Here is a 24831-nt window from a genome sequence, read left to right as displayed (position 1 = left end):
GTTAACCTCCAAATATCCGTTTGAACAAACCTTTCTTTTCTACATCTAAGAAGCGAAATTCGACTGTTTCACCTAATAAGCGATTAATTGCATCGGCATAAGCTTGTCCAGCATCAGACTCTGTATCTAATATAACTGGCTGGCCTGAGTTTGATGCACTTAATACCGCTTGTGATTCAGGTATTACACCTAACAATTCGATAGAAAGAATATCTTGCACATCTTCAACTGACAGCATTTCACCTTTAGCTACTCGCTCTGGGTTATAACGAGTCAGTAATAAATGTTCTTTTATGTTTTCAAGTCCTTCTTCAGCACGTTTAGATTTGCTATGCAAAATACCTAAAATACGGTCTGAATCGCGAACTGATGATACTTCAGGGTTCGTTGTTACAATTGCTTCATCAGCAAAGTACATCGCCATCATAGCGCCGGCTTCAATCCCTGCTGGCGAATCACAGACGATATAATCAAAGTCTTTTTTCAGCTCGTTTAATACGCGTTCAACACCTTCGCGAGTTAAAGCATCTTTATCACGGGTTTGTGAAGCAGGTAATAAAAATAATTTATCTACCCGTTTATCTTTGATAAGTGCTTGATTTAAATTTGCTTCACCGTTTATAACGTTAACAAAATCATAGACAACGCGACGTTCACAGCCCATGATCAAATCAAGGTTACGTAAACCGATATCAAAATCTATAATGACTGTTTTATAGCCCTTAAGTGCTAAACCTGTGCCAATTGCAGCACTTGATGTAGTTTTACCTACACCACCTTTACCTGACGTAACGACAATGACTTTTGCCATAAGATTTATCCTTTAACCAAAGCTGAAATTTCTAATGATTCATTTTTTTGTTGGATTTGTGCAGCGTTGCCCCAGAACTCACCTTGCAGAGAATCGCTGATCCAGTAGTTGCCATTGATAGAAACAAGTTCTGCTTCTAATTTTTGGCAAAAAATACGTGCTTCGTTGTAACCTTGTGCGCCTGCTATTGCGCGACCACGTAATGTGCCATAAATATGTACATTGCCATCAGCAATCACTTCTGCACCATGGCTTACCGCACCAATAACGATTAGGTCACGGTCTTTAGCATACACTTGTTGACCAGAGCGCACTGTGCCATTGATAACTTGGGCAGGTAAGTAAACTGTTTTCTCAACAATTGAAGTATTACTCTGCTTTGTAACAGGTTCACTCTTAACGTCTTGTGAATAATTTAAAACTGAGAGCCCAGCGGCTTTGGCTTGCGTATGTTGCTCATCAGAGCCATTACAGACTCCAACAGCATTAAAGTTCATTCGTTCTAATAAAGACTTTAGATGAACAAAATCAACAAGATTATTTTTTATCTCAATTAAATTAACAACAATAGGAGCACCCTCAAAAAAACGAGGGGCTTGGGCAATTTTTATATACAGTTGCTCAGCTAACAGGTTTATATCAGTACTATAAAGATGTAAAACTGATAACGTAAAAAGATTCCCTTTTAGCTCAAAAGTTTGGTCCGACATACACGCTCAATTGAATAGTGTGATCAGAAATCAATTTTAGATAAACGCAGGCTGAATAAGGCCTGTGTTTATATGGATAAGGTGAAATTTCTAATCTAATTTTTCTAACTTATTATGACTCTCATGTTATAGTGTGCAGCACTGTTAAGCAAGATTTTATAGGGTCATAATGCTGACTGCGGTATATAAAAGTAAGAAAAAAGCGGATACCTTCCTTTTTGTAGAAAAAAGAGATGATTTTAGCAAGGTACCGGAACCTTTGATGGCTATGTTCGGTCAACCTCATTACGTAATGTTAATTAATTTAGCAAAACGAACGCATTTAGGCGGGGCTGATTTAAGTTTGGTTGAGAAATCATTAACTGATGTCGGGTTTTATCTCCAGTTACCGCCACCTGAAGCTAACTTACTAGCTGAGCATAGAAAACAAAATGGAGTTGATAGTGACTAAACATATAATGACTAAATTGGCTGCAATTTTATGTAGTGCCTGTATCAGTACATCGGCACTGGCCAAGACCCAAGCACAATTTGATGAATATGTTGCAGGTTTAAAACAAGAAGCAGCACAAAAAGGCTACGATAGTCAATTAATTGAAGATGCTTTCGCTACAGCACACTTTAAAGAAAAGGTAATTTCTGCTGATAAAAATCAGCCTGAAGTTAAAGAAACCTTAGAGACTTACTTACCAAAGCGTGTGCCACAATGGAAAATTGACCGTGCACGAAAGCTATACGCTGAAAATAAAGATATTTTAGAACAAATTGCAGCCGAGTACGGCGTGCAGGCACGCTTTATTGTTGCGTTATGGGGCCTTGAAAGTAATTTTGGTAAAATCCAAGGTGGTCACAACGTTATTTCATCGGTAGTCACGCTGGCTTTTGATGGCCGTCGCGAAACTATGTATAAAAACCAACTATGGGCCGCGCTTGATATTTTAAAGGAAGGGCACATTACTTTAGATAAATTCAATGGTTCATGGGCAGGTGCAATGGGGCAAACGCAATTTATGCCAACCTCATTTAATGCCTACGCGGTAGATTATGATAAAGATGGTCGAAAAGATATTTGGACTACCCAAGTTGATGCCTTTGCATCAATAGCTAACTATTTAAAGCAAGCTGGCTGGAATAGTGATCTTACTTGGGGTCGTCAAATTAAGTTACCACAGAGCTTCGAACCTAGCTATGTATTGCAACGTGGTACTAAAACACGTACTCAATGGTTAGAGTTTTGGGCTGATTCAGAGCGTTCACTAGCTGATTGGCAAGCTTTAGGTTTGCGTAAAATGGATGGTACTGACTTACCAGCCGTAGATGTAACTGCTGCATTGGTTATGCCTGATGATATGAATGGCCGTATGTATTTAGCTTATGATAATTACAAAGCGTTAATGCATTGGAACCGCTCATATTACTTTGCCACCAGTGTTGGTTACTTATCAGACCGCATAGGTTATCCAGCGATTAACTAGGGGCGTTTGTAGTAGGCGCGAGTTTATCTCGCGCTTGCGTTTGTAAAAAATATCAGTACAAAACTCTAAAAATATTCAATAAGGATATATGTATGGATGAAGATTTAATCGTACAAACAGTTGATCTGGCGCAGAATTTATTTGCAAAAAATTACAGTAACTTCATTAAAGAAAAAGAGAGAACTGTTACCGTAGAAGGTGAAGAATTTGAACTGTTAAGTTTTGAGAAGATGATTGAGTTAACTAACATAAATGACATGGAAGTTAGCGAAGTTCGCGCATTAAAAGCATACGCAAACACATTAAAAGATGTTTTAGGCCCTACTCTTTATGATCAAAAAGGGTACGGTTGGTCCATGTTGATGTTATCTGCAAGTCTCACTATTGGTAAAAATACCGAAGGTGATTTGCTATTTTTAGATAGACACAATAGTAAAACGCTGTGTATTTTTCGTCACGATGATGCCAGCATATTTAAAACAAAAGTAACTTTGTATAAATTAATTAAAGCGTATTCTGAATAAATTCGTTCTCGTTTTTTAACAGACTCACACAATAAAGCTCATTTGAAATTATATCTGGGCTTTTATCTATACTGCATTCTCACATACATAATTATCAAGACGTAAGTAGCTACGCTTTGCTAAATCCCCCAGTGTCAGAATGTTGTCGCCTCTAACTTGAGGCGACAACTAACTTGAAAAACTCCGACCTTGAACCTAGAACCATAAAGCTCGCTAACTTTACTCTCGTCCCTCGCTAACTCTTCATTTCTTCAATATCTTATCTTTAAAATCGAGTACTTTACCAATGCCAGAGCCTAGCTTCATTAAACTTTGTAGTTGCTCAGGGCTTAAGCGCTGTAGTTCTGAAGACCACTTAGTGACGGTTTCAAGTAGATCATGAATTTCATGCATTTGTTGTTGGGCAAACTTTTCATCGTCGGTGGTTGCAGGCTCTAACAGGTTATCTCTGAGTAAACTGAGAGTAGGGTCAATCTCACGCTTTTTACGCTCTTCAAATACGCGGTTTGCCATATCCCAAATAGTACCTGCAGGGGCGTAATATTCTTTTCTGTCACCTGGAATATGCTGCACTTTTATTAAACGCCAAGATTGCAGTTCTTTGATCCCCATGCTGACATTACCACGAGAAATGCTTAAGGCATCGGCGATTTCGTTTGCTGTCATTGGCTCTTTGGTGATGATCAATAAACCACACATTTGGCCAATGGTGCGATTAAAACCCCAACGACTGCCCATTTCGCCACAGTGCATTACAAAGGCAAAGTTCTTATCTGATAACGTCATTGCTTCTCAAGTTTCAATAAATAATGAAATTAATGCTAGCACGCTGAATATGTTTAGCAAGATTTACTGCGCAATACGCTGAATTTTCCTTGGCTGAAGCAAGCCTATGGGATTATGTGCTGGTACTAATAGTCGTTCTGAACAAGTTATATCACTAAAGTTTGATTTAGATTAATTTTTGCTCATCTAGAGTCGCGTAAGGTGTACACTAATTTACGACAACTAATTTCTTAACAACAACTACTCAATAACAACTTCGCAACAACAAGGAACGAGCAATGAAAGCAGCCGTTAATAGTACTTACAAAGGCAAATTAGAAATTTCAGACTTACCCATTCCAACCGTTGGAGTCAATGATGTTTTAGTTAAAATAGCCGCATGTGGTGTGTGTCATACTGATTTACATGCCTGTCATGGTGATTGGCCAGTAAAGCCTAAAATGCCGTTAGTTCCAGGGCATGAAGGTGTTGGAGTGATCGAACAGCTGGGTAGCAATATTACTCATTTAGAAATTGGTGATCGTGTTGGCATTCCTTGGCTATACAGTGCATGTGGTCATTGTGAATTTTGTTTAGAAGGTAAAGAGACCTTATGTCTTTCACAGCATAATACGGGTTACTCAGTTGATGGTAGTTACGCTGAATATTGCTTAGCCGATGGGAACTATGTTGTAAAGATCCCTGAAGGCTTAGGTTTTTCAGAAGCTGCGCCATTATTTTGTGCCGGTGTTACAACCTATAAAGCGCTAAAAGTGTCAGGTGCTAAGCCAGGACAATGGGTTGCTATTGTTGGTGTAGGTGGGCTTGGGCATCTTGCGGTGCAATATGCAAAGGCAATGGGCTTTAATGTAATTGCAGTGGATACTGGTGTTGAAAAACTGGCTTTAGCAAAAGAGTTAGGTGCAGATATCACACTGGACTTTAAAGAATGTGTGCCTAGTGAGGCTATATTTGAACAGGTAGGGGGCGCACATGCTGTGGTATGTACCGCTGTATCCAAGCCGGGGTTTGAGCAAGCTTACAAGAGTGTTCGCCGTGGTGGAAAATGCGTGTTAGTTGGTCTGCCTCCAGAGGATATGCCGTTGCCTATTTTTGATACTGTACTCAATGGTGTTTCTGTTGTTGGCTCAATTGTTGGCACACGTAGAGATTTACAAGAATGTTTAGAGTTTGCTGCACAGGGCAAAGTTAAAGCAATTATTGAAGAAAAACGTCTTGAAGATATCAATGACATATTTGACGATATGCTCAAAGGTGAAATTAATGGCCGTATAGTAGTCACTATGTAAACGTAAAAAAGCGCACAAGCATTTTGTGCGCTTTTACAGCTTATAACTTAAAGCTTATAGCTCAAAGTTAGTTTCGCATTGCGTTCTTCGCCTGGCATACCACCTAAAAACATTGCTTTTGAGTAATAAACTTTATTAAACAAATTATTTAAATTTAGCTGTAAGCCCCATTTATCAGTGTTATAACTTAACGCTGCATCATAAATAGTATAGCTTGGTACATAACCATCAGGAATGCCAAATGATGATGCATTGGTACTGCGATCATCAACATACTTTACGCCCGCACTTAATTTTAGTGGCTGTGCTAGTTCAAACCACTGAGCACTGTATGTTAACCATGTGCTTGCTGTTACATAAGGCACACCTTTTTGACGCGCAGCAAATGTGCTCACATTAGGATTTTTCTGATCACGTGCATCTTGATAAACACCATTGATATTGACCTTCCATTGATCATTTAAATAGGCATTTAAATCAAGCTCAATACCACGGGTTTTTTCTTCACCATCAAAGTAATTTTTTGGTACCGATGGATCTGGCTTTGTATCATCATAGGCAGGGTTTACATATTCTAAGTTAGTACGTGCAGTGTCAAATACCACTAATGAGGCGAGTACCTGATCATCAAAGGCTTTTACTCTTATACCTAAATCAGTACTAAGAGATTGCGCATCTTCACGGTCGGCTTCATTACCTGCCACAGAGCCTAAAACGCTATACGCGGTGCGGCCTTTTGAATGATTAATGAAAATAGAAACATCATCGCTTGGTTTGTACGTCGCGCCTAAGTTATAGGTTAAGCCGTTATCTGAAGTGCTGGCTTCTGGGGTTGCAGCAGCGGCACTAGCACGATAACGGGCATCAACACCTAAATGTTCATATTTTTGAGTAATTTCGTTGTATGCTACACCAATACGAGTTGTGAAGGTGTTATTGATGTAAGCAACATGTTGCAGCCCTAAGCCCCATGCCTGCACTTTCTTATTGTAGTTACTGGTTTTTAGCGGATCGTAATCATTAAACTGGCCATCACTCCAATTGGGGTTACGGATATCTAAAATATAAGGTAAAGAGCCTTGATAAGTTACATCGCCATTTTTATCTTTTAGAATATAGTCTTTATCCCAAATAGAGTATTGCGTAAAGCGTATATCGCGGTCTTCATAATTAGCATTGACCAAAAATTCGTTTTCTATATCACCTAGGCTAAAGTCATAGCGTAGATCAGCAAAGTATTGCCATGACTTTTCATCAGCCTCTACTTGGCGATATTCTTGGCGCCGTGCTGCAAATGGATAAAGTACATCATCAACCACCAATGGTGCACGAGGATCAGCATTGATCACACCGTTGCGTTGCCAATACACATAGTTATAGGCACCGGTTTGACGGGCAAAGCTCGATTCATAATTACGGTACTGTAATTGTTGATTTAAAAATAGATCATCCGTTAAGTAATAATTATGAGTGAGTTTTAAGCGTAGCTCTTCACCTTCATTATCTTTTGCCATGGGTGAGATAATACCGCGATGGCCAAATTTATACGGAGTTAAACCATCGTTAGCGGCAAGTGAATTAGCGAGTTGTTCACGTTGTGCATCAGATAATTGCAGCCCTGCAGAGGTTGGATCGTTAACTAAATCATCCGCAGTCACTTGGCCGGCGGTTTTACCACTTACCGACTGCGCATTATAAATACGGATAGGGTGGCCAATTGAATCAACTGCAATGGCATCTTTAATATAAGCGGCTGAGATCATAATATTTTGGCGGTCATTAAACACATATTTTAATGCGCCGTAGATTTCATCGCGGTCATCTTTTAAATCACGGTAGCCATCACTACGTGCTGTTTTTGCATTAACTCTGTATGCTAGATTTTCGGTAATTGCATTGGTGCTATCAATTGATAATGAATAGGTATTCCATTGACCAATTTCCGCTTGTACGTTGTGCTGCTCGGTAAACTGTGGCTTTTTTTCAATCAAGTTAATTACGCCACCTGCGCTGCCCATGCCATATAAACCAGTGGCGGGGCCTTTTAATACTTCTACGGCCTCCACATTGGTTAGTGATCGAGTTGGATTGAATGTGTTTCCTAGGCCTGCACCGCCATACATACCATCATAAGTATAATTTGCACCAAGGCCACGGATCACTAAATTGTCGCCAATTCCGTAGTTATTACCTGCTTGGGTTACACCACTGATATTACGGGCTAAGTCTTGTAAGTTATCAACGCCTTGCGAGTTGATAAGCTCTTGATCGACGATAACGATAGGCGCAGGTGTTTCCATTAACGACATATCAGACTTTGTTGCTAAACCCGAATTTAATACAACATGATTTTGCTTTTGATAAACCGTGATGCGTTCAAGATCGGATTGTTCGGCCGCAGTTGCATTATATGCTGTTAAACAGGCTAGGGTAATTAGAGAGAATTTATGCGTTGTCATAGTCATTACCATTAAAAAATTTTCGTAATGATAATGTGTGGCATTTGTATTTCAAGTTTTAATTATCTAAAAAAGGCAATTATTTAAACCTACCCCAAGCTGCTTACCTTTTGCTTTCAAAATATTAATATATTAACAACGTATTTAGTTAGCTGTTAGTTTAACCCTTGCTTAATGATGGAGTTAGCTTAACGCTAACTCCACACATTTATTTATAAGCAACACCTGCTTTCATCACAAATGCTACATTTTCTAGCAAGGTTATGTCTTGCAGTGGATTGCCTTTAACGGCAATGATATCTGCTGCAAAGCCTGTTTTAATTTGCCCTAGTTGATTTTCAACTTTTAACAGTTTTGCGCCATTAATCGTTGCTGCTTGAATTGCCTGTAGTGGCGTCATGCCAAACTCAACCATTCTCGAAAACTGTTTTGCATTATCACCATGTGGGTAAATTGCGGCATCGGTACCAAACACCATATTTACGCCAGCCTTTACTGCTCGGCTAAAACTATCACGCTGTTTTTTAGAAACTTGGCGCTCTTTTGCTAGGTTTTCTTCGGCTACACCATTTTGCTCACCAAACGTGAGGGTATACTCAGTGTTATAAATATCCACTGAAAACCAAGTGCCGTGTTTTTTTGCCAGTTTAATTGCTTCATCGTCAACAAAACTGACATGTTCAACACTGTCTACACCGGCTTTAATGGCTGCGGTAATACCACTGGTACCATGTGCATGTGCAGCAACCGTTAAACCGCGCATATGTGCTTCATCAACAATGGCAGTCATTTCTTCTAATGAATACTGTTGAATACCTACTTTTGTGCCCTTAGAAAATACTCCGCCAGTGGCGCAAAACTTAATAACATTGGCACCGTACTTAATGTTTTCGCGTACTTTTGCACGAACAGCCCATGGGCCATCAGCCACACCTTCGGCAGTGTATTTCATTTCAGGAGGTAGACGGTTGTTGTCACAGTGACCACCCGTTACACCCAAAGAGGGGCCAGCAGCCCAGATGCGAGGGCCAATAATATCGCCTGCATTAATGCCGTCACGTACTGCAATGACACTGTAACCTTCGGCGCCCACGTTACGTAAAGTTGTAAAGCCCGCTTTTAAGGTTTTTTCTGCAAAATAGGCCGCTTTAATCGCTTTACGTGGCACTGACTGACCGATACGTTCACTACGAGGGACTGTTGGATCGCTGGTTAAGTGTACGTGCATATCCATGAATGGTTAACTCGGGCAACTTAATATGGTCATCACCTTGTTGTAGGGGTGGCATGGTGCCACTACTGATTTTAGTAATAATACCGTCATCGATTTGAATAAGCGGTGCATTAATAAGCTTGCCATTATTTACGTCTAGCATTGCTTTAGCACTAACGTACGTTGTTGCTTGTGCGCTAAAAGCGCTGACACACAGTAAGCCCAAAGGGACAGAAAGTGATAATTTATTCATTTATTTTCTAATTTTTGATTATTTTATATAGCAATGTAGCAAGCAGTTTTTAGGCTGTAAACAAAACGCGATAAGTATCGTATTTTCTTTATTTAGCGATTTGAAAGCTGCATACTTGCGCTAACTTCTTATACTCAGGGATCATTATGAAAAAATTTAAGTTAACCTTGCTTGTCGCTGGTGTACTCAGCGCTTTGTCTGCGTGTTCAAATACGGCTAATAATAATTTAAATAAGCCACAATCAGCATTAACAAGTGAAACTGCCAGCGCAACAACACAACAATTAAATAGCTTGGTTGAGCAGTACTTTGTGGATTCGTTGCAATTTAGCCCTCTTGATGCCACTTATATTGGCTATAACCAATACAACAACCAATTTACAGCACCGATTACCGAGCAAAACCGAGCTCAGCAGCTTGCTTTTTATAAAGATTATCAGCAACGTTTAGCGGCGATTGACCAGCAGCAGTTAACCGGTCAAGCCTTATTAAGTTATGAAATACTGGCACGGGATTTAGCATTAACAATCGAAGGTTTTCAATTCCCGAGTTACTTATTACCAATTAACCAAATGTCTGGCGCTCACAATACGTTTGCAGGCTTTGGATCGGCGCAAAGTGCGCAGCCATTTGCAAGCTACCAAGATTATGAAAATTTCGTCGCGCGTGCTGAAGGTTTTGTAAGTTGGTTAAGCAGTGTGCAAGATGCTATGCAGCAAGGGGTAAATGAAGGTATTGTTTTACCAAAGCCATTAGCTGAAAAGTTATTACCGCAATTTCAAGCGCATATAGTTACCAGTGCAGAACAATCTTTATTTTATAGTCCGATAAAGCAGCTTCCAGAGCAATTCACAGCAGCGCAAAAGCAACAACTCACTGACCAATATAGTGCACTTATTATGGATAAGTTGGTCCCAGCGTATACAAAAATGAGCGAGTTTTTAGCGACCACTTATATACCAAATAGCCGTGCAACAGTAGGTTATAGCGATTTACCAAATGGTAAAGCATGGTATGAATACCAAATAAAGAAAAACACCACCTTGAGTTTATCTGCTGATGAAATTCATGAAATTGGTTTAAAAGAAGTATCGCGTATCCTTAATGAAATGAAAAAAGTAAAGGAAACCGTTGGTTTTAAAGGCAGTTTAAGTGAGTTTTTTACTCATTTACGAGATTCTGATGAGTTTTATTTTGATACACCTGAGCAATTAATTGCGGCCTATGAAGCCGTAAAGTTAAAAATTGACGCGCGTGTGCCTAAATTATTTAACATTGCCCCCAAAGCTGATTACGTTGTAAAAGCGGTTGAAGATTTTCGTGCTGAGTCTGCGGCAGGAGCATCTTATCAATCACCTGCGCCGGATGGCTCTCGTCCGGGAATTTTTTATATTAATACCTTTAATTTAAAAGCGCAGCCTAAGTTTCTACTCGAAACATTGTCAATCCATGAGGCAGCCCCAGGGCACCATTTTCAAATCGCCTTACAGCAAGAAGTTCAGTCATTACCTGAGTTTCGAAAATTTGGTGGTTACACAGTGTTCGCCGAAGGTTGGGCATTATATGCTGAAAGCCTAGGTAAAGAATTGGGTTTATTTACCGACCCATATATGTGGTATGGCCGTTTATCTGATGAGCAATTACGCGCTATGCGATTAGTGCTCGATACAGGTTTCCATGCTAAAGGCTGGACTCGTCAACAAGGTATTGATTACATGCTGGCTAATTCCTCAATGGCTTTAAGTGATGTAACCGCAGAAGTTGAGCGCTATATAGCTTGGCCAGGACAAGCATTGTCGTATAAATTAGGGCAATTTAAAATTCAAGAACTGCGAGATTATTGTAAACAAGCATTAGGTGATAAATTTGATATTAAAGAGTTTCATACGCAAATTTTAATTGATGGTGCTTTGCCGATGCCAATACTAGAAGCGAAAATTAAACGTTGGGTTGATACGCAGCGCTAACTTTTAAACTTGAAATAGCGCAAAGCTGAATGTAGCTTTGCGCGCGGTGCTCAATTAAGCTAAAATGCGCGCTATTAGGGGCACCGAGTTATACCATGTTTGAAAACCAATTTTGGCTTGAGAAATCACTTGAGCAAATGTCACAAAATGAGTGGGAAGCCATTTGCGATGGCTGTGGAAAATGCTGTTTAAATACCTTTATAGACAGCGAAGATGAAGATGAGTTTACCGCCACAGATCAACTTCGCGATGGTGAAGAACTCATTTTTACTAATATTGTTTGCCAATACTTAGATAATAATACGTGTGGTTGTAGTGAGTATGAAAATCGACAAACATTAGTCCCGTCATGTGTAAAATTAACCAAAGAAAACCTCGACAGCATTTTCTTCATGCCGCAAAGTTGTAGTTACCGCCGTTTGCACGAAGGCCGTGGTTTAGCGTCTTGGCATCCATTAAATAACGGTGGCAGCAAAGAACTAATGCATACATTGGGTATTTCTGTAAAAGACAAAACAGTAAAAGATTGTGATGTAGCTCTAGATGACTTTGATCTGTATCAAGCAGATTGGCCAACTAAGGATTGCGATTAATGACTGCGAAGATTGGTTTGATCAATCCTAAAAGTCCCTCTAACGTTGGCGCAGTGTTAAGAGCTGCGGGTTGCTATGGGGCTGAACAAGTATTTTTTACAGGCACGCGTTATTTAAATGCTAAAAAGTTTCATACCGACACAAAAAATGTTGTTGAACGCATCCCACTGACTTGCGTTGACGATTTAGCAACAGCAAAGCCCGCAGGTGCGACTGTGGTGGTGATTGAACTAATAGAAGGTGCAACACCTTTGCCTGAGTTTGTTCATCCTGAAAACGCATTTTATATTTTTGGCCCTGAAGATGGCTCTATTAGCAAAGATGTACTGAACTGGTGCGATGAAGTGGTGTATATCCCCACAATCGGTTGTATGAATTTAGCAGCTACCTGTAATGTGGTTCTTTACGATCGACAAGCTAAACTCGGTGGTGTAGAAAGTTCTGATCAAACGATTATTCAAAGCCGCGACACCAATAATAAAATGATATGGCAGAAATAGTACAAACTGAATTGAACAATTGAAAAAGGGGCAATTAATGCCCCTTTTTTCGTTTAATTCCAAAAAAGTTATTACTTTTTAGTAATTTTGATCTCTGAATTAATAACAATCCCTTCATCTTTTATATCTGTTGCAAAATACACAGACATTGTTTGATTTTTTAATTGTTCAAGTTCTTCCGGTAGTGCTTGCCCTGTCATTTTAAATACTTCGATGACAGGAGTCATTAATGATTTCAGATCAACTGCGGTATTTAAAAATCCATTTTTTTCAAGTGCTTGTTCTGATAATGTATTTGCAATAGCCGCTGATTTTTCACCAGTGAATAAAACAATATGCTTTCCTTTTTTAGCTAACCTTATATCAAGGCCAGCAGGTAAAGGATAAGGAATTGCAGCATTGACACTAATTGCATCGCCGTTTTCTGGTATTTCAAGCTCCGCTAATGCGGGTAAAAATCCTTTAGCAGTAAAAAGTAAATTATCAGGATCTGTCGCAGAAAGTGTGATTAGCGCGTCTAAAGCTTTTAGTTGTGGCAGTTGATTTGCATCGGCTTCTAAAGCAAGATCTTGAATACTTACACTGACACCTTGAATACCATTAGCCATAGCGGTCATCATTGATAGTGCAGCTAAATTTGAGTCTTGAGTTTGTTGCTGTAAGGCAACAAGAGGTGCACACTCAAATTCAGCTTTTTTAAATGTGCTTGAGAGTATATTTAAAAGCGGTGGAATTTTTGAAATATCCGCACCATAAGCAAAGCTTAGCATTTGCCCGTCAAGTTTAGTCGTATGCTCAGGAACAAAACCTCGCACAGATTTTAATGTTTTAATAATATCTGTAGCAGTGCTTTGGAAAATAGCATCTGCTTTAAAATGAGCATCAGAGTTTGTTACTTGTATGTACGTGCTACCGGTTACTGATGCAGGCCAATAACTAACAAGATTGGTAATGTCATTTTGGCACTGTGGTGTTCTAGCTACCTCTAAAGCATTTGGATCACCCAATTCTTTTAATAGTTCATCAAGCATTTCACCTAGGCGTGATGGTGTTTTGGCGGTAATAGCATTAGCAATCTCAACATGGTCTATATACGCAATAGAGTGGCCATCAAATGAATAATTAGTAATATAGTTTTCAAGTTTAGCGGTTTGCGTTAATGATTTTGTTGGTTTATCAATTGCTAAAGCAAGACGTAAATCTTTAATTGTATTAAGTTTTGTATCAAACGTGATGGTAGCCCAGTTATCTTTAACAGACACAATTAAGTTTAATGTAATGTCATTTTCAAGTACTAAAGGGTACGTATTGTAGTCAACACCTTCGATGGTTTGTGTTGTGAAGTTAATTCCCGCTTTATCAGCTGAGCTATTAATTGTATTAAATAAAGCTGTTTCATCTTCAAGTTGATAGCGTAATACTGGCATTAGACCAATTGTATAGGCTAGAGCTTTATAATCATCGGCGAATCCCCAGGCTGCTTTTAGTGTTTCATAAGATGACAATGATGTTTGATATTGATCTAATAGAGACGCTAAAAACTGTGCATTGTTATCGTTACTTGCCGCTAAATTTTCGATCAATGGCGTAAAATCGTCAGCACCTTTCATTTGATCTGGAATCAAATTGAAATATTTACTATAGGGAAATGGTTTTAGCTGACCATAAAATAAAGCAGTATCAGCAGGGACGTAATCAAGTTGAGCAAGTTCTAATGAGGCTGTTGAACTGTCAGTTTGTGTATAGATTATTGCACCCGCCGCTACAGCAACTGCGCAACCAGCAAGTAGTTTGGTGTTCATTTGGAAATTCCTTTTTTGTATCAGTACCAAGCGGTACGTTCTGTAGTATTTATGTTTTGTAAAACGATATCATAAAAGTGCGTAGCCTAGCGAGGAAAAGCACTATTAGTGTTGGTTTTAGTGAAGGCGCGGTATTTATATAAAATTATTAATTTTATATAAATAATTTGTTGTTTAAACGCAAAATTATCGAATGTTGTTTGTTGTTATGTGACTATCTTACTTCATAATAAAGATAGATGGGATTAGCATGAATAATCTTTTTTCTCGAAAAAGTATAATTAATTATATTGCAGTACTTATAAGTTCAGTTTCATTAGCTGCTTGCACCTCAAGCGAAGTGCCATTAGATCCTATTGTAGGAGACACGGGGCAAGTTTTGTCAGATATTGCGTTAAGTAGTGATGTGAAGTTTTATGATTTAGAGTTAGAAGTTTTTCCTACGGATAAAAAAATAGCCGGTATTGGTAAAACCTCATTTTTAATGCTTAAAGCAAACCAATATGTAGAACTAAAATTAGACAGTCGATTTAATATCAGTGATGTAACTGTAGCTGGAAAGAGCGCAAGTTATAAAAGGCTAGGTGGTATTATTACGATTAACTTAGGGGAAGTTAAAACGCCGGGTGAATTGGTTGATGTTGCAGTTCAATATTCAGGGAAGCCACATATTGCGAACAATGCGCCATGGGAAGGTGGCTTTGTATTTGATAAGTCGTCTGATGGAAAACCATGGATTGCAACGGCAGTACAAGGAGAAGGGTGCGATTTATTTTGGCCCTGCAAAGATCATTTTAGTGATAAAGCGGATTCAATGCGTATTCGTTTAACTGTTCCTAACGGTCTTAGTGCCGTGACTAATGGTGTGCTGCAAGATGTCAAAAAGCTGCAAAATGATAAGGTACAATTTGATTGGCTGTTATCTGTTCCCGCCAGTGATTATAATATAGCCTTAAATATTGGTAACTACGAACGTATTCAAAAATCATATACCAGTATTAATGGTACACAGGTACCTATTGAGTTTTGGGTCTTACCTGAAAACAAACAAAAAGCAGAGGATTTGATCGATTTTGATTTGCTCAATCAAATACAATTTTTTGAAAGTCATTTAGGTCCTTATCCATGGGGGAATGAAAAGCTAGGCTTTGTTGAAACACCTCATTTAGGTATGGAACATCAAACGATTAATGCTTATGGCAAAAAGTATAAACGTGATGAAAATGGCTATGATTGGCTACTACAGCATGAGTTAGCACATGAGTGGTTTGGGAACTTAATGACCCATGAGAGATTAAATGATGCCTGGCTTCATGAGGGCTTTGGTTTTTACATGCAGCCTGCTTACAGCTTAAATAAATTTGGCAATGCCGCATATAGTTATACGATGTACAAATCGTATTTGGGGTTAAAAAATTGTCAGCCAGTTGTTCGTGTAGGAGAAGTTACTTCTGATGAAGCATTTAACTCGGATATTTATGGTAAAGGTGGCTGGACGTTACATACATTACGTTGGTTAATTGGAGAGCAGTTATTCTGGCGTGCAACACGAGAATTATTGTATGGTATCGATAATACCTCAGACATAAAGTATCCAATAAAACCACGATATCGTAATACAGAACATTTTATTGATATTGTAAACAAACTAACAGGTGATAATTATAATTGGCTATTCGATATTTATTTAAAGCAAGCTGAGCTACCAATCTTAAATAAACGACAAGTGGATGGAGTTATTACACTTAACTGGGATGTGAAATCTTTAAATAATAAGCCTTTTCCTATGCCTTTACCTATCTCTATCAATGGTAAAGAGGATGTTTATTATCCGCAAGACGGAAAAATTATTTTAAATATCAATCCAGATGATCACGTAGTCGTTGATCCTGATATGAAGGTTCTTCGTTACTTACCTATTATTTCTAAATGTAACAAAAAGCAGGATTAATACTTTGCGATTGATACCACAGTAAATTGATATTTACTGTGGTATCAATCGTCGTGAGTAACTCTGCTGTTATGTGTTTCAAAAATACGTGTCACGTTAGTAACTATTTGTTACGGTTGTAAATCAATGCGTGGATCGTTCCAATTTAATTTTTGTGATTTTTTTATACTAATGTGTAGAATCACACACAACTTGTTAATGGAGTGAAAATCACGTGAGTGAAATAAATATAAATAAAACGTTTGTCACTGAGCAGCCGCAGCAAAATAATAATTACCTGTTACCTTTGACTGCAATGACAACTCTATTTTTTTTATGGGGTTTTATCACAGTACTAAATGATGTACTGATCCCGCGTTTAAAAGGGGTGTTTGATCTTAGTTATACCGAAGCGATGTTAGTGCAGTTCTGCTTCTTTGGTGCTTACTTTATTGTTTCTTTACCCGCGGGGATATTGGTTAAGAAATTTGGTTATAAAAATGGTGTGCTTAGCGGTCTTATCGTGGCTTCTATCGGCTGTATGTTATTTTATCCTGCAGTGGTCGTACATGAATATTGGCTATTTTTAACCGCATTATTTGTACTAGCCGGTGGTGTCACCATTTTACAAGTATCGGCTAACCCTTATGTTGTGGCGCTTGGGCCTGAAAAAACAGCTTCGTCACGGTTAAATTTAGCGCAAGCACTTAATTCATTAGGAACGACTATTGGGCCCTATGTTGGTGGCATTTTGTTCTTTGGCGCAGCAGGCTCATTGACTGCATCTGCGGCGACAGCAGAATCGGTAAAAATTCCTTATTTAATGCTTGCTGCAGCACTGCTTACTATTGCTGTTGTGTTTGCATTTTTAAAATTACCTGAAATCAAATCACACAAAGAAGAACTCGATTGCAAAGCAAAAGGTCATTCTTTAACGCAAGCCCCGCATTTAGTTATGGGTGTGTTAGGTATCTTTTGTTATGTGGGTGGTGAAGTGGCAATAGGTAGCTTTTTAGTTAACTTTTTCGGTGAAGCTCATATTGCAGGGCTCGAAGAGCATACCGCTGCCGCATTAATTGCCTATTATTGGGGCGGGGCGATGGTAGGGCGCTTTATTGGCTCTGCTGCATTACAAAAAATTGCACCATCAAAAGCAATTGCTTTTAATGCATTTGCGGTCATTGCGTTACTTTTAATTACAATCTTCACTGAAGGTGACGTTGCTTTGTATGCTGTGCTGTCGATTGGTTTATTTAATTCTATTTTGTTTCCGACAATTTTCTCAGTCGCTATTCAAGGGCTAGGTTCATTAACCAGTAAAGGATCTGGTTGGCTTTGTTTAGCGATTGTTGGTGGTGCATTAGTACCGTTAATTCAAGGCGTTGTTGCTGATGCAATGAATATTCAAGTTAGTTTTATTATCCCAGCACTTTGCTATTGTTTTATCGCTTGGTACGGGTTGAATGTTGTAAAACTTGCGAGCAAGTGGCAACAAAAAATAAACTAAGCTAATAGTAAAACCTCTTTAGATAAATGCATTTGCAGCACTGTAAATGCATTTATTTTCTTATTATTCTCAATGAATCAATCGCACTCTAAAGTAAAACCTCGCAGTTTAGTTCATTACAAAATAACGACGGATATGCACTGAATACGTATTCAATAGCTATTGTTTATAAAAATCACTGGAACCTTCCAATTTTGAGTTTGTTATTTTTTCGGTGCAATTACGACATTGACTGTCTTTACTTATCGATTAATTACTTTATGAATTTGTTATAGGAGTAAGCGCTAAACTAATTTTTTTACCATGCTTTATTATTGTTTTTGGCTATAACATAGCAACTGTTGGCGATAAGATAAGACAAATAGCGTTATTTTTGTTAAAAAGTAGTTAGCTAACAACGATAAAAAAAATAAATAGGTGTGTCATGCAAAGCTCGCTAAAATTTACCACTAAGGTAACTATCGCAGCATCTGTGGTATTAGTGTTGGTGCTGGGGTTATTTACCATCAATAACTTTATTTCAATGCGCTCACAAACGCAGCAGCAACTGTCTCTAATATTACAAGAAAGCTCTCAATCGGTTTCACAAAATATTGCTAATTGGCTCAATAATAAATTAGCAATCGTTCAGTCTGTTGCGAAAACGCATCAGCAAAATGACACTAAGGAATTAACTCTTAGCCAACTCAATAGCGCAGAAATGGCAGGTAAGTTTAAAAACACCTATATAGGCAAACCTGATGGTACTTTTGTACTCAATGATCAAACAGTTGTATTACCTGCTGATTATGATGCCACAATCCGTCCTTGGTATAAGCTGGTAGAAAATAAAACCACCACAGCGTTTACGACTCCTTATATCGACGTAACCACCAATGAGCTAACTATTTCAGCGGTTGCGCCCATTTTAAATAATGGCCGTTTTAGTGGCGTCGCCGGCGCCGATATCGATATGCAAACCATCACTCAAATAGTCAACGAAATTGATTTTTTAGGTTTTGGTTATGGTTTTCTATTAGACAGTGACGGTCGCATTCTAAGCCATCCAGATATCAAATTAAACGATCAGAGTATGGCGAAGCTGTTTGGTAAAAAGCTTGCTTTAAAAGCTGAGTTTGTCGAGCAGGAAATCGCTGGTATTGATCATCTTGTATCATTTACACATATCAAAGGTATTGAAAATGTAGATTGGTATTTAGGTGTGGTGATCAACAAAGATATTGCTTATTCATCAGTGGCTTCATTTAGAAATATGGCTGCGATATATATGTGTTTGGGAGTTATCGCGACGATATTAATGATGCAATTTTCATTGCGTTATTTGATGCGGCCTATGCAGCGTTTAAACGATGCAATTAAAGATATAGCCCAAGGTGAGGGGGATTTAACTCGTCGTTTAGAGATTGAAAACGATGACGAATTTGGTGAACTGTCAGGTTATTTTAATGCCTTTATAGATAAAATTCATACCTCAATTGACCAAGTAAAAACGACCACGGTTGAACTGGAACGTTCAGTGGAAAGCTTAGTTGAGCAAACAGAGTCAACGCTAACGATGTACAGTGACCAAACTAAACGCACAGACAGCGTTGCAACAGCGATTAATCAGCTGTCATCAAGTGCGATTGAAATATCAAGCAGCGCAAGTCATGCATCAACCCTTGCTACTGATGCGAATACACAGTCAGTACAAAGTCAAAGTACGTTAAATGATAATATCAATGCCATTGGTGTGTTATCGCAAAATATGGAACAAGCACAACAAATTATTAGTAGTGTTGCTGAACACTCTGCAAGTATTGGTCAAGTACTCGAAGTTATTAAAGGAGTCAGCGAGCAAACGAATTTACTTGCACTTAATGCCGCAATTGAAGCCGCTCGTGCCGGAGAGGCTGGTCGTGGGTTTGCCGTTGTTGCAGATGAAGTGCGCCAGTTAGCTCACCGTACTCAGCAATCAACCCAAGAAATTGAAAATACCGTTAGCCAATTACAGCAAGGTTCAGGCAGTGCCGTTGCGGTTATGAAAGCCAGTTTAGTTGAAAGCGAAAATACTGTAAAACAAGCGCAAGCAGCCGGTGAGCAAATGGCAGGAGTAACCAAAGCTATAAAAGCAATTGATGATGTAAATCATAGTGTTGCAAATGCGACCACTGAACAAAATCAGGTAATACACTCTTTAGATAATGATATTCATACAATTAGTGAGTTATCTCAACAAGGTCAGCTAAACTTAAATAACACTTTAGCTGAGTGTACTCGTTTAAAACTGCAATTTGATGAACTTGAAAAAATGGTGCTACGTTTTAAAGTCTAAATGCAATCAGCGATAACTAAAAAGATAAAATAAATGATGCCGGAATCACCTGTAAGCCAAGGATGAAGGGCTAAATAACGTTGTTTCCAGTGAACAGTAACAGGCCAATAATGAATAATAGTCAGCTTATATATGTGTACGACCCAATGTGCAGTTGGTGTTGGGGTTTTCAAAAGTGCTGGCAAAAAATCCAAGACGCCTTAGCGAATGAAGTTGATATTATTTATAAAGTAGGTGGCCTTGCTGCTGATTCCGAACAGCCAATGCCAGTAAGTATGCAACAGTTTTTACAACAAACTTGGCAGCGTATTGGCCAGCAAACCGGTGCTAAATTTAACTTTGATTTTTGGCAAAACTGTCAACCACGCCGCAGCACTTACCCTGCATGTCGGGCGGTGATTGCAGCACGTTATTTTAATAAAGAGCGGGTTATGCTTGGTGCAATTCAGCAGGGTTATTATTTATCGGCACAAAACCCATCGGATCTTAATACACTCGTTAGCTGTGCACAGCAAATAGGTATTGCTGCTGATGAGTTTTTAGCTATATTGCAAAGTGAACAACTTGAACAGGCGTTTCAACAAGAGTTAGCGTATGTTCAGCAGTTACCTGTGCAGGGTTTTCCATCGTTAGTTCTTTGTCATAAACAGCAGTACTTTGCTATCGCCGTAAACTATACCAACGCAAATGCTGTGCTCAGCACCATTCATCGTATACTTGCCGATTAATTTATTTAATCTCACTTCACTCATCATTAAAGCGTACACGCTTGTTAAATATTAAAAACTATTGCTTTATCTAACGTAAAAAGCTGTATTTATGGCAGTTGTCATAAAAAGGACTTTTTAGCGCAACACCTCTGTCATTTTTCACCTATAGAATCTCGTTCATTGATATTAAGCAACTAGCAAATCCGCTAATTTAACGAGTAAAGGTGTATGCGATGAAAGGCGTTAAACCATTGATATTAGCTAGTATTGTAGCCATGAGTGCAACAGTGCAAGCAAATGATTTAAATAAGGTTATCGATAAAAGCAGTGAAATTAACCAATCAGCTGTGCAATCACAAACAAAAATAGACAAGATTGCAGACTCTATGCAGGGTCGTTTACAACAGTTTAAAACCTTCAATAAAGAAATTGATGGTTTAACGGTTTATAACGCACAACTAAGCAAACAGCTTAGTAACCAAATGAGTGAAATGGAAGCCATTAACTTATCTATGGATCAAGTGTCTATTATTGAACGTCAAATTACCCCATTAATGCTACGCATGATCACAGGCCTTGAGCAATTTGTTGCTCTTGATGTGCCGTTTCTAACCGATGAACGTGAAAAGCGTTTAGCGTCATTAAAAGACATGATGAACCGTGCTGACATTAATTCAAGTGAAAAATTCCGCCGTGTTTTAGAAGCGTACCAAGTTGAAGTTGATTACGGCCGTACCATCGAAGCCTATACCGCGTTATTAGATGTTGATGGTCAAGAGCGTGAAGTCGATTTCTTACGCATTGGTCGTTTAGAACTTATTTACCTTACTCGCGATGGTAAAAAAGCAGGCTCATGGGATACAACAAGCAAACAGTTTGTTGCCCTGGATGACTCAACAATCAGCCAAATTAGTAAAGGTTTACGTATTGCACGTAAGCAACTTGCCCCAGATATGTTAACACTGCCAGTACACGCTGCGGATTAAGAGGTTAAAATGAAACTTTTTACAAAAATGACCAAAATTGCTTTATTTGGTGCCACCCTTGGTTTTGCGGGCAACAGCGTTGCTGCTGAAGCTATGGATTTAGACTCGTTATTAAAAACACTTGAGCAAGGTAAAACACAGCAATCAGCACAAAATAAACAACGCGAGCAAGAATTTGCTGCACGTCAAAATGAACAAGTGCAAATGCTTAAAAACACTCAAGCAAAACGTAATCAAATGCTGGTTGAGTCTGAGCGTCTTGAAACACAGTTCGAAGAAAATGAAGTAAAACTTGCTAACCTAACCGATACATTATCTAAGCGTATGGGTTCATTGAAAGAACTTTTTGGTGTGCTGCAACAAGTGGCTGGCGATTCAAGTAATAAATTTGCAACGTCAGTAGTGTCTGCACAGCTACCTGGTCGTGGTGCTTTTATGGATGAATTGGCTCAAAAAATGGGCTCGACTTCTAAACTTGCATCAATCGAAGACATTGAAAAAGTATGGTTTGAACTGCAACGCGAAATGACTGAGCAAGGCAAAGTGTCACGTTTTACAACAGATGTAATTGTAGAAGGCGGCAACAAAGCTAAACAAGAAGTTATGCGAGTGGGGGCTTTTAACTTAATTTCAGAAGGTAAGTACCTTGATTATAACACCAGCACTAATACGTTAAGCGAGCTTACCCGTCAGCCTGTTGGCCGTTACACCTCAACGGCGAGTGATTTACAACAAGCTAAATCAGGCACTGTACAATTTGCGCTTGACCCAACCGGTGGCTCTATCCTTGGTTTATTGGTACAAGCACCTGATACTTCAGAGCAAGTACATCAAGGTGGTGCGGTAGGTTACGTTATTTTAGGCGTTGGCTTACTTGCTTTAATTATCGCTATTGAACGATTTGTTTCATTGATGCTAATGGGCAGCAAAATCCGTCGTCAACTTAAAGACTCGGTGCCACGTGATGACAATCCACTTGGTCGTGTAATGAAAGTCAAAGATCAATACCCAGATGTAGCATACGACACCTTAGAGCTTAAATTAAGTGAAGCGATTTTACGTGAAATGCCAAAAATCACCCGCAACTTAACGCTCATTAAGATTATCTCGGTCGTTGCTCCATTGTTAGGTCTACTTGGTACGGTAACCGGTATGATCAATACCTTCCAAGCAATCACCTTGTTTGGTACAGGTGACCCTAAACTAATGGCTGGTGGTATTTCACAAGCGCTTGTTACTACGGTACTTGGCCTAGTTGTGGCAATCCCAACGGTATTTTTATACACCTTATTGAATACTCGCTCTAAAAACTTGCTGCTTATTTTGCAAGAACAAAGCGCAGGTATTATCGCTGAGCGAAGCGAAAAGGGAGCATAACCCATGGTGCTATTGATTGACTCAATCAATGCTATCCGTGATTTTCTCGACACTGGTGGCCAAGTTCTGTTGGTCATCGGAGTGTTAATCTTCGCGATGTGGTTATTGATACTCGAGCGATTTATTTATTTTTTTAATGGTTTTCGTAGTTACAAACATGCCATTAAAAGTAGTTGGACAGGGCGCGATGAGCGTAATAGCTGGAACGCTGAGCAAATACGCCAAGCAACTATTTCACGCGCTGGGATGAAGTTAAACAACAACTTAGCGCTGATCAATGTGATGGTTGCCTTGTGTCCGCTGCTGGGGTTACTCGGTACGGTAACAGGTATGATAGAAGTGTTTGATGTGATGGCGATTACCGGAACGGGCAGTGCGCGTTCAATGGCATCAGGTGTATCGAAAGCGACTATCCCGACAATGGCAGGCATGGTTGGTGCGTTATCTGGTGTATTTGCTTCTACGTACTTACAACGCAAAGCAAAGCGCGAAGTAGCCCTACTTGAAGACAGCATGGTTTTAGACCATTAAACAACAATTTTTAGTATGTGGCGAAAGCCACATACAATCAGGAGAATAAAATGAGAGCCCCATTAGGAAGCCTTTTTCAAGAAGATGAAGCTGAAGAAATAAACATGACCCCGATGCTTGATGTTGTGTTCATCATGCTTATTTTCTTCATTGTAACCGCCTCTTTTGTTAAAGAGTCAGGTATCGATGTAAATCGCCCAGAAGCGGCAACAGCCGTTAAGAAAGAGCGTGCAAATATTCTAGTTGCGATTTCAGATCAAGGTGAAATTTGGATCAATAAACGTCAAATCGATGTGCGTGCTGTGCAAGCAAACATTGAGCGTTTAAAAGCAGAAAATCCACAAGGTAGTGTGGTTATTCAGGCTGACAAAAAAGCCACTACAGATACCCTTATTAAAGTGATGGATGCAGCACGCGCCGCAGGTGTATTTGATGTGTCTATCGCGGCACAAGAAGCCTAAGGAAGCCATAATGCGTTATTTAGTAGCATTATTAGTTGCCGGTGTTGTGACCTTTATGTTGTTTTTGGGCATGCAAGCGCTTATCACCGGTGGTGAAGGGGCGATGACTGAGCCAGCTAAAGGCAATGTACTTGATTTTGTAAGGCTTAAAAAAGAAGAAACGGTACAAAAGAAAGAACGTAAACCACAAAAGCCGCCAACGCCGAAAGAGCCTCCGCCGCCAATGGATTCACCGCAAATGCAAAATAGTGATCCAAATGCAGCAGCGTCTAACTTTGACTTTGGTGCCAGTGTTGATGCTGACGTGAGTCTCAGTGGTGGTCTAGCTCTTGACTCTAGTGATGGTGAATATCTACCGATTGTAAAAGTAGCACCTGTTTACCCGCGTCGAGCATTGTCACGGGGCATTGAAGGCTATGTGATTGTTGAGTTTACAGTGACTAAGCAAGGTACTGTTCGTGATGCAAAGGTAGTAAAAGCTGAGCCTGAATCATTGTTTGATCAAGCAGCTATGGATGCGGCACTTAAATTTAAATATAAACCACGCGTGATCGATGGTGAAGCGGTTGAAGTTGCGGGTGTACAGAACAAAATTTCTTTCCAAATTAACGGCTAGAAACAGAGGATTGCGAT

At 39.2% G+C, this 24831-nt stretch carries 21 protein-coding genes and 1 pseudogene; 16 read left to right on the top strand and 6 right to left on the bottom strand.

All coding sequences use genetic code 11. The features are described from left to right. Nucleotide 1: 1 nt before the first annotated feature. Both minD and minC read right to left on the bottom strand, forming a co-directional pair. Entirely contained in the window at nt 2-811 is an 810-nt protein-coding gene (gene minD, locus H5186_RS04880; protein WP_145235643.1) for a septum site-determining protein MinD, read from the bottom strand. 5 nt (nt 812-816) lie between these two features. Next, complete coding sequence (minC, locus tag H5186_RS04875; protein ID WP_145235640.1) at nt 817-1521, bottom strand: septum site-determining protein MinC; 705 nt, start codon at nt 1519-1521, stop codon at nt 817-819. 169 nt (nt 1522-1690) lie between these two features. Here minC and H5186_RS04870 point away from each other — a divergent pair, with 169 nt between their 5' ends. From H5186_RS04870 to H5186_RS04860, 3 genes are all read left to right on the top strand, one after another. Beyond that, nucleotides 1691-1972 carry a YcgL domain-containing protein gene (locus tag H5186_RS04870; protein ID WP_145235637.1) on the top strand — a complete coding sequence of 94 codons (282 nt, stop codon included), beginning with the start codon at nt 1691-1693 and terminating at the stop codon, nt 1970-1972. A gap of 4 nt (nt 1973-1976) precedes the next feature. Beyond that, on the top strand, nt 1977-2996 hold the full coding sequence (locus H5186_RS04865) for a lytic transglycosylase domain-containing protein (RefSeq protein WP_182794208.1): 1020 nt from the start codon (nt 1977-1979) through the stop codon (nt 2994-2996). Between the two features lie 92 nt (nt 2997-3088). Further along, entirely contained in the window at nt 3089-3520 is a 432-nt protein-coding gene (locus tag H5186_RS04860; protein WP_182761050.1) for a hypothetical protein, read from the top strand. Between the two features lie 243 nt (nt 3521-3763). On the opposite strand, the gene H5186_RS04855 is transcribed toward H5186_RS04860, so the two are convergent. Beyond that, the gene (locus H5186_RS04855; RefSeq protein WP_182761049.1) at nt 3764-4306 is read right to left on the bottom strand and encodes a GbsR/MarR family transcriptional regulator; all 543 of its coding nucleotides are present in this window, start codon (nt 4304-4306) and stop codon (nt 3764-3766) included. A 278-nt stretch (nt 4307-4584) separates the two neighbouring features. On the opposite strand from H5186_RS04855, the gene adhP reads away from it, so the two are divergent. Continuing rightward, nucleotides 4585-5595, top strand: a complete 1011-nt coding sequence (adhP, locus tag H5186_RS04850) for an alcohol dehydrogenase AdhP (protein WP_149980237.1) — start codon at nt 4585-4587, stop codon at nt 5593-5595. Nucleotides 5596-5642: 47 nt separating this feature from the next. Here adhP and H5186_RS04845 read toward each other — a convergent pair whose 3' ends face one another. Continuing rightward, on the bottom strand, nt 5643-8054 hold the full coding sequence (locus tag H5186_RS04845; RefSeq protein ID WP_182761048.1) for a TonB-dependent siderophore receptor: 2412 nt from the start codon (nt 8052-8054) through the stop codon (nt 5643-5645). A gap of 208 nt (nt 8055-8262) precedes the next feature. Continuing rightward, nucleotides 8263-9520 (bottom strand): annotated as a pseudogene (locus H5186_RS04840) (amidohydrolase family protein). Nucleotides 9521-9666: 146 nt separating this feature from the next. Between H5186_RS04840 and H5186_RS04835 the strand changes: the two are divergent. The 3 genes from H5186_RS04835 (at nt 9667) to H5186_RS04825 (ending at nt 12580) form a co-directional block, all read left to right on the top strand. Beyond that, nucleotides 9667-11487 (top strand): DUF885 family protein, encoded by a 1821-nt coding sequence (locus H5186_RS04835; protein ID WP_182717237.1) that lies wholly within the window; start codon nt 9667-9669, stop codon nt 11485-11487. Nucleotides 11488-11582: 95 nt separating this feature from the next. Continuing rightward, nucleotides 11583-12080 (top strand): YcgN family cysteine cluster protein, encoded by a 498-nt coding sequence (locus H5186_RS04830; protein ID WP_182794190.1) that lies wholly within the window; start codon nt 11583-11585, stop codon nt 12078-12080. Next, nucleotides 12080-12580 carry an RNA methyltransferase gene (locus H5186_RS04825; protein ID WP_145235608.1) on the top strand — a complete coding sequence of 167 codons (501 nt, stop codon included), beginning with the start codon at nt 12080-12082 and terminating at the stop codon, nt 12578-12580. The genes H5186_RS04830 and H5186_RS04825 overlap by 1 nt, the downstream gene beginning before the upstream one ends. A 71-nt stretch (nt 12581-12651) precedes the next feature. On the opposite strand, the gene H5186_RS04820 is transcribed toward H5186_RS04825, so the two are convergent. Next, nucleotides 12652-14382 carry a hypothetical protein gene (locus H5186_RS04820; protein ID WP_182794189.1) on the bottom strand — a complete coding sequence of 577 codons (1731 nt, stop codon included), beginning with the start codon at nt 14380-14382 and terminating at the stop codon, nt 12652-12654. Nucleotides 14383-14632: 250 nt separating this feature from the next. On the opposite strand from H5186_RS04820, the gene H5186_RS04815 reads away from it, so the two are divergent. The 9 genes from H5186_RS04815 (at nt 14633) to H5186_RS04775 (ending at nt 24814) form a co-directional block, all read left to right on the top strand. Then, entirely contained in the window at nt 14633-16333 is a 1701-nt protein-coding gene (locus H5186_RS04815) for a M1 family metallopeptidase (RefSeq protein ID WP_182794188.1), read from the top strand. A 214-nt stretch (nt 16334-16547) separates the two neighbouring features. Then, the gene (locus tag H5186_RS04810; protein ID WP_149980243.1) at nt 16548-17819 is read left to right on the top strand and encodes a sugar MFS transporter; all 1272 of its coding nucleotides are present in this window, start codon (nt 16548-16550) and stop codon (nt 17817-17819) included. A gap of 424 nt (nt 17820-18243) precedes the next feature. Beyond that, entirely contained in the window at nt 18244-20133 is a 1890-nt protein-coding gene (locus H5186_RS04805) for a methyl-accepting chemotaxis protein (RefSeq protein ID WP_182767340.1), read from the top strand. Between the two features lie 110 nt (nt 20134-20243). Beyond that, the gene (locus H5186_RS04800; protein WP_149980245.1) at nt 20244-20861 is read left to right on the top strand and encodes a DsbA family protein; all 618 of its coding nucleotides are present in this window, start codon (nt 20244-20246) and stop codon (nt 20859-20861) included. 215 nt (nt 20862-21076) lie between these two features. Further along, on the top strand, nt 21077-21829 hold the full coding sequence (locus H5186_RS04795; protein ID WP_182794187.1) for a DUF3450 domain-containing protein: 753 nt from the start codon (nt 21077-21079) through the stop codon (nt 21827-21829). Between the two features lie 9 nt (nt 21830-21838). Continuing rightward, complete coding sequence (locus tag H5186_RS04790; protein WP_182794186.1) at nt 21839-23206, top strand: MotA/TolQ/ExbB proton channel family protein; 1368 nt, start codon at nt 21839-21841, stop codon at nt 23204-23206. 3 nt (nt 23207-23209) lie between these two features. Next, entirely contained in the window at nt 23210-23737 is a 528-nt protein-coding gene (locus H5186_RS04785; RefSeq protein WP_145235579.1) for a MotA/TolQ/ExbB proton channel family protein, read from the top strand. A gap of 50 nt (nt 23738-23787) precedes the next feature. Next, nucleotides 23788-24198 carry a biopolymer transporter ExbD gene (locus tag H5186_RS04780; RefSeq protein WP_145235576.1) on the top strand — a complete coding sequence of 137 codons (411 nt, stop codon included), beginning with the start codon at nt 23788-23790 and terminating at the stop codon, nt 24196-24198. A 10-nt stretch (nt 24199-24208) separates the two neighbouring features. Then, nucleotides 24209-24814 (top strand): energy transducer TonB, encoded by a 606-nt coding sequence (locus H5186_RS04775; RefSeq protein ID WP_182717243.1) that lies wholly within the window; start codon nt 24209-24211, stop codon nt 24812-24814. The last annotated feature ends 17 nt before the right edge of the window (nt 24815-24831 follow it).

Source organism: Pseudoalteromonas sp. SG41-2, assembly GCF_014164535.1.
Classification (GTDB): Bacteria; Pseudomonadota; Gammaproteobacteria; order Enterobacterales; family Alteromonadaceae; genus Pseudoalteromonas; species Pseudoalteromonas rhizosphaerae.
This window is presented reverse-complemented; position numbering and strand designations above follow the sequence as displayed.

Bases quoted from the DNA above. Each gene is read 5' to 3' on its own strand.
- H5186_RS04815 (WP_182794188.1), top strand. From the start codon at position 14,633: ATGAATAATCTTTTTTCTCGAAAAAGTATAATTAATTATATTGCAGTA.
- H5186_RS04775 (WP_182717243.1), top strand. From the start codon at position 24,209: ATGCGTTATTTAGTAGCATTATTAGTTGCCGGTGTTGTGACCTTTATG.
- H5186_RS04795 (WP_182794187.1), top strand. From the start codon at position 21,077: ATGAAAGGCGTTAAACCATTGATATTAGCTAGTATTGTAGCCATGAGT.
- H5186_RS04855 (WP_182761049.1), bottom strand. From the start codon at position 4,306: ATGACGTTATCAGATAAGAACTTTGCCTTTGTAATGCACTGTGGCGAA.
- minD (WP_145235643.1), bottom strand. From the start codon at position 811: ATGGCAAAAGTCATTGTCGTTACGTCAGGTAAAGGTGGTGTAGGTAAA.
- H5186_RS04830 (WP_182794190.1), top strand. From the start codon at position 11,583: ATGTTTGAAAACCAATTTTGGCTTGAGAAATCACTTGAGCAAATGTCA.
- H5186_RS04780 (WP_145235576.1), top strand. From the start codon at position 23,788: ATGAGAGCCCCATTAGGAAGCCTTTTTCAAGAAGATGAAGCTGAAGAA.
- H5186_RS04860 (WP_182761050.1), top strand. From the start codon at position 3,089: ATGGATGAAGATTTAATCGTACAAACAGTTGATCTGGCGCAGAATTTA.
- minC (WP_145235640.1), bottom strand. From the start codon at position 1,521: ATGTCGGACCAAACTTTTGAGCTAAAAGGGAATCTTTTTACGTTATCA.
- H5186_RS04785 (WP_145235579.1), top strand. From the start codon at position 23,210: ATGGTGCTATTGATTGACTCAATCAATGCTATCCGTGATTTTCTCGAC.
- H5186_RS04835 (WP_182717237.1), top strand. From the start codon at position 9,667: ATGAAAAAATTTAAGTTAACCTTGCTTGTCGCTGGTGTACTCAGCGCT.
- H5186_RS04800 (WP_149980245.1), top strand. From the start codon at position 20,244: ATGAATAATAGTCAGCTTATATATGTGTACGACCCAATGTGCAGTTGG.
- H5186_RS04820 (WP_182794189.1), bottom strand. From the start codon at position 14,382: ATGAACACCAAACTACTTGCTGGTTGCGCAGTTGCTGTAGCGGCGGGT.
- H5186_RS04805 (WP_182767340.1), top strand. From the start codon at position 18,244: ATGCAAAGCTCGCTAAAATTTACCACTAAGGTAACTATCGCAGCATCT.
- H5186_RS04870 (WP_145235637.1), top strand. From the start codon at position 1,691: ATGCTGACTGCGGTATATAAAAGTAAGAAAAAAGCGGATACCTTCCTT.
- adhP (WP_149980237.1), top strand. From the start codon at position 4,585: ATGAAAGCAGCCGTTAATAGTACTTACAAAGGCAAATTAGAAATTTCA.
- H5186_RS04790 (WP_182794186.1), top strand. From the start codon at position 21,839: ATGAAACTTTTTACAAAAATGACCAAAATTGCTTTATTTGGTGCCACC.
- H5186_RS04825 (WP_145235608.1), top strand. From the start codon at position 12,080: ATGACTGCGAAGATTGGTTTGATCAATCCTAAAAGTCCCTCTAACGTT.
- H5186_RS04845 (WP_182761048.1), bottom strand. From the start codon at position 8,054: ATGACAACGCATAAATTCTCTCTAATTACCCTAGCCTGTTTAACAGCA.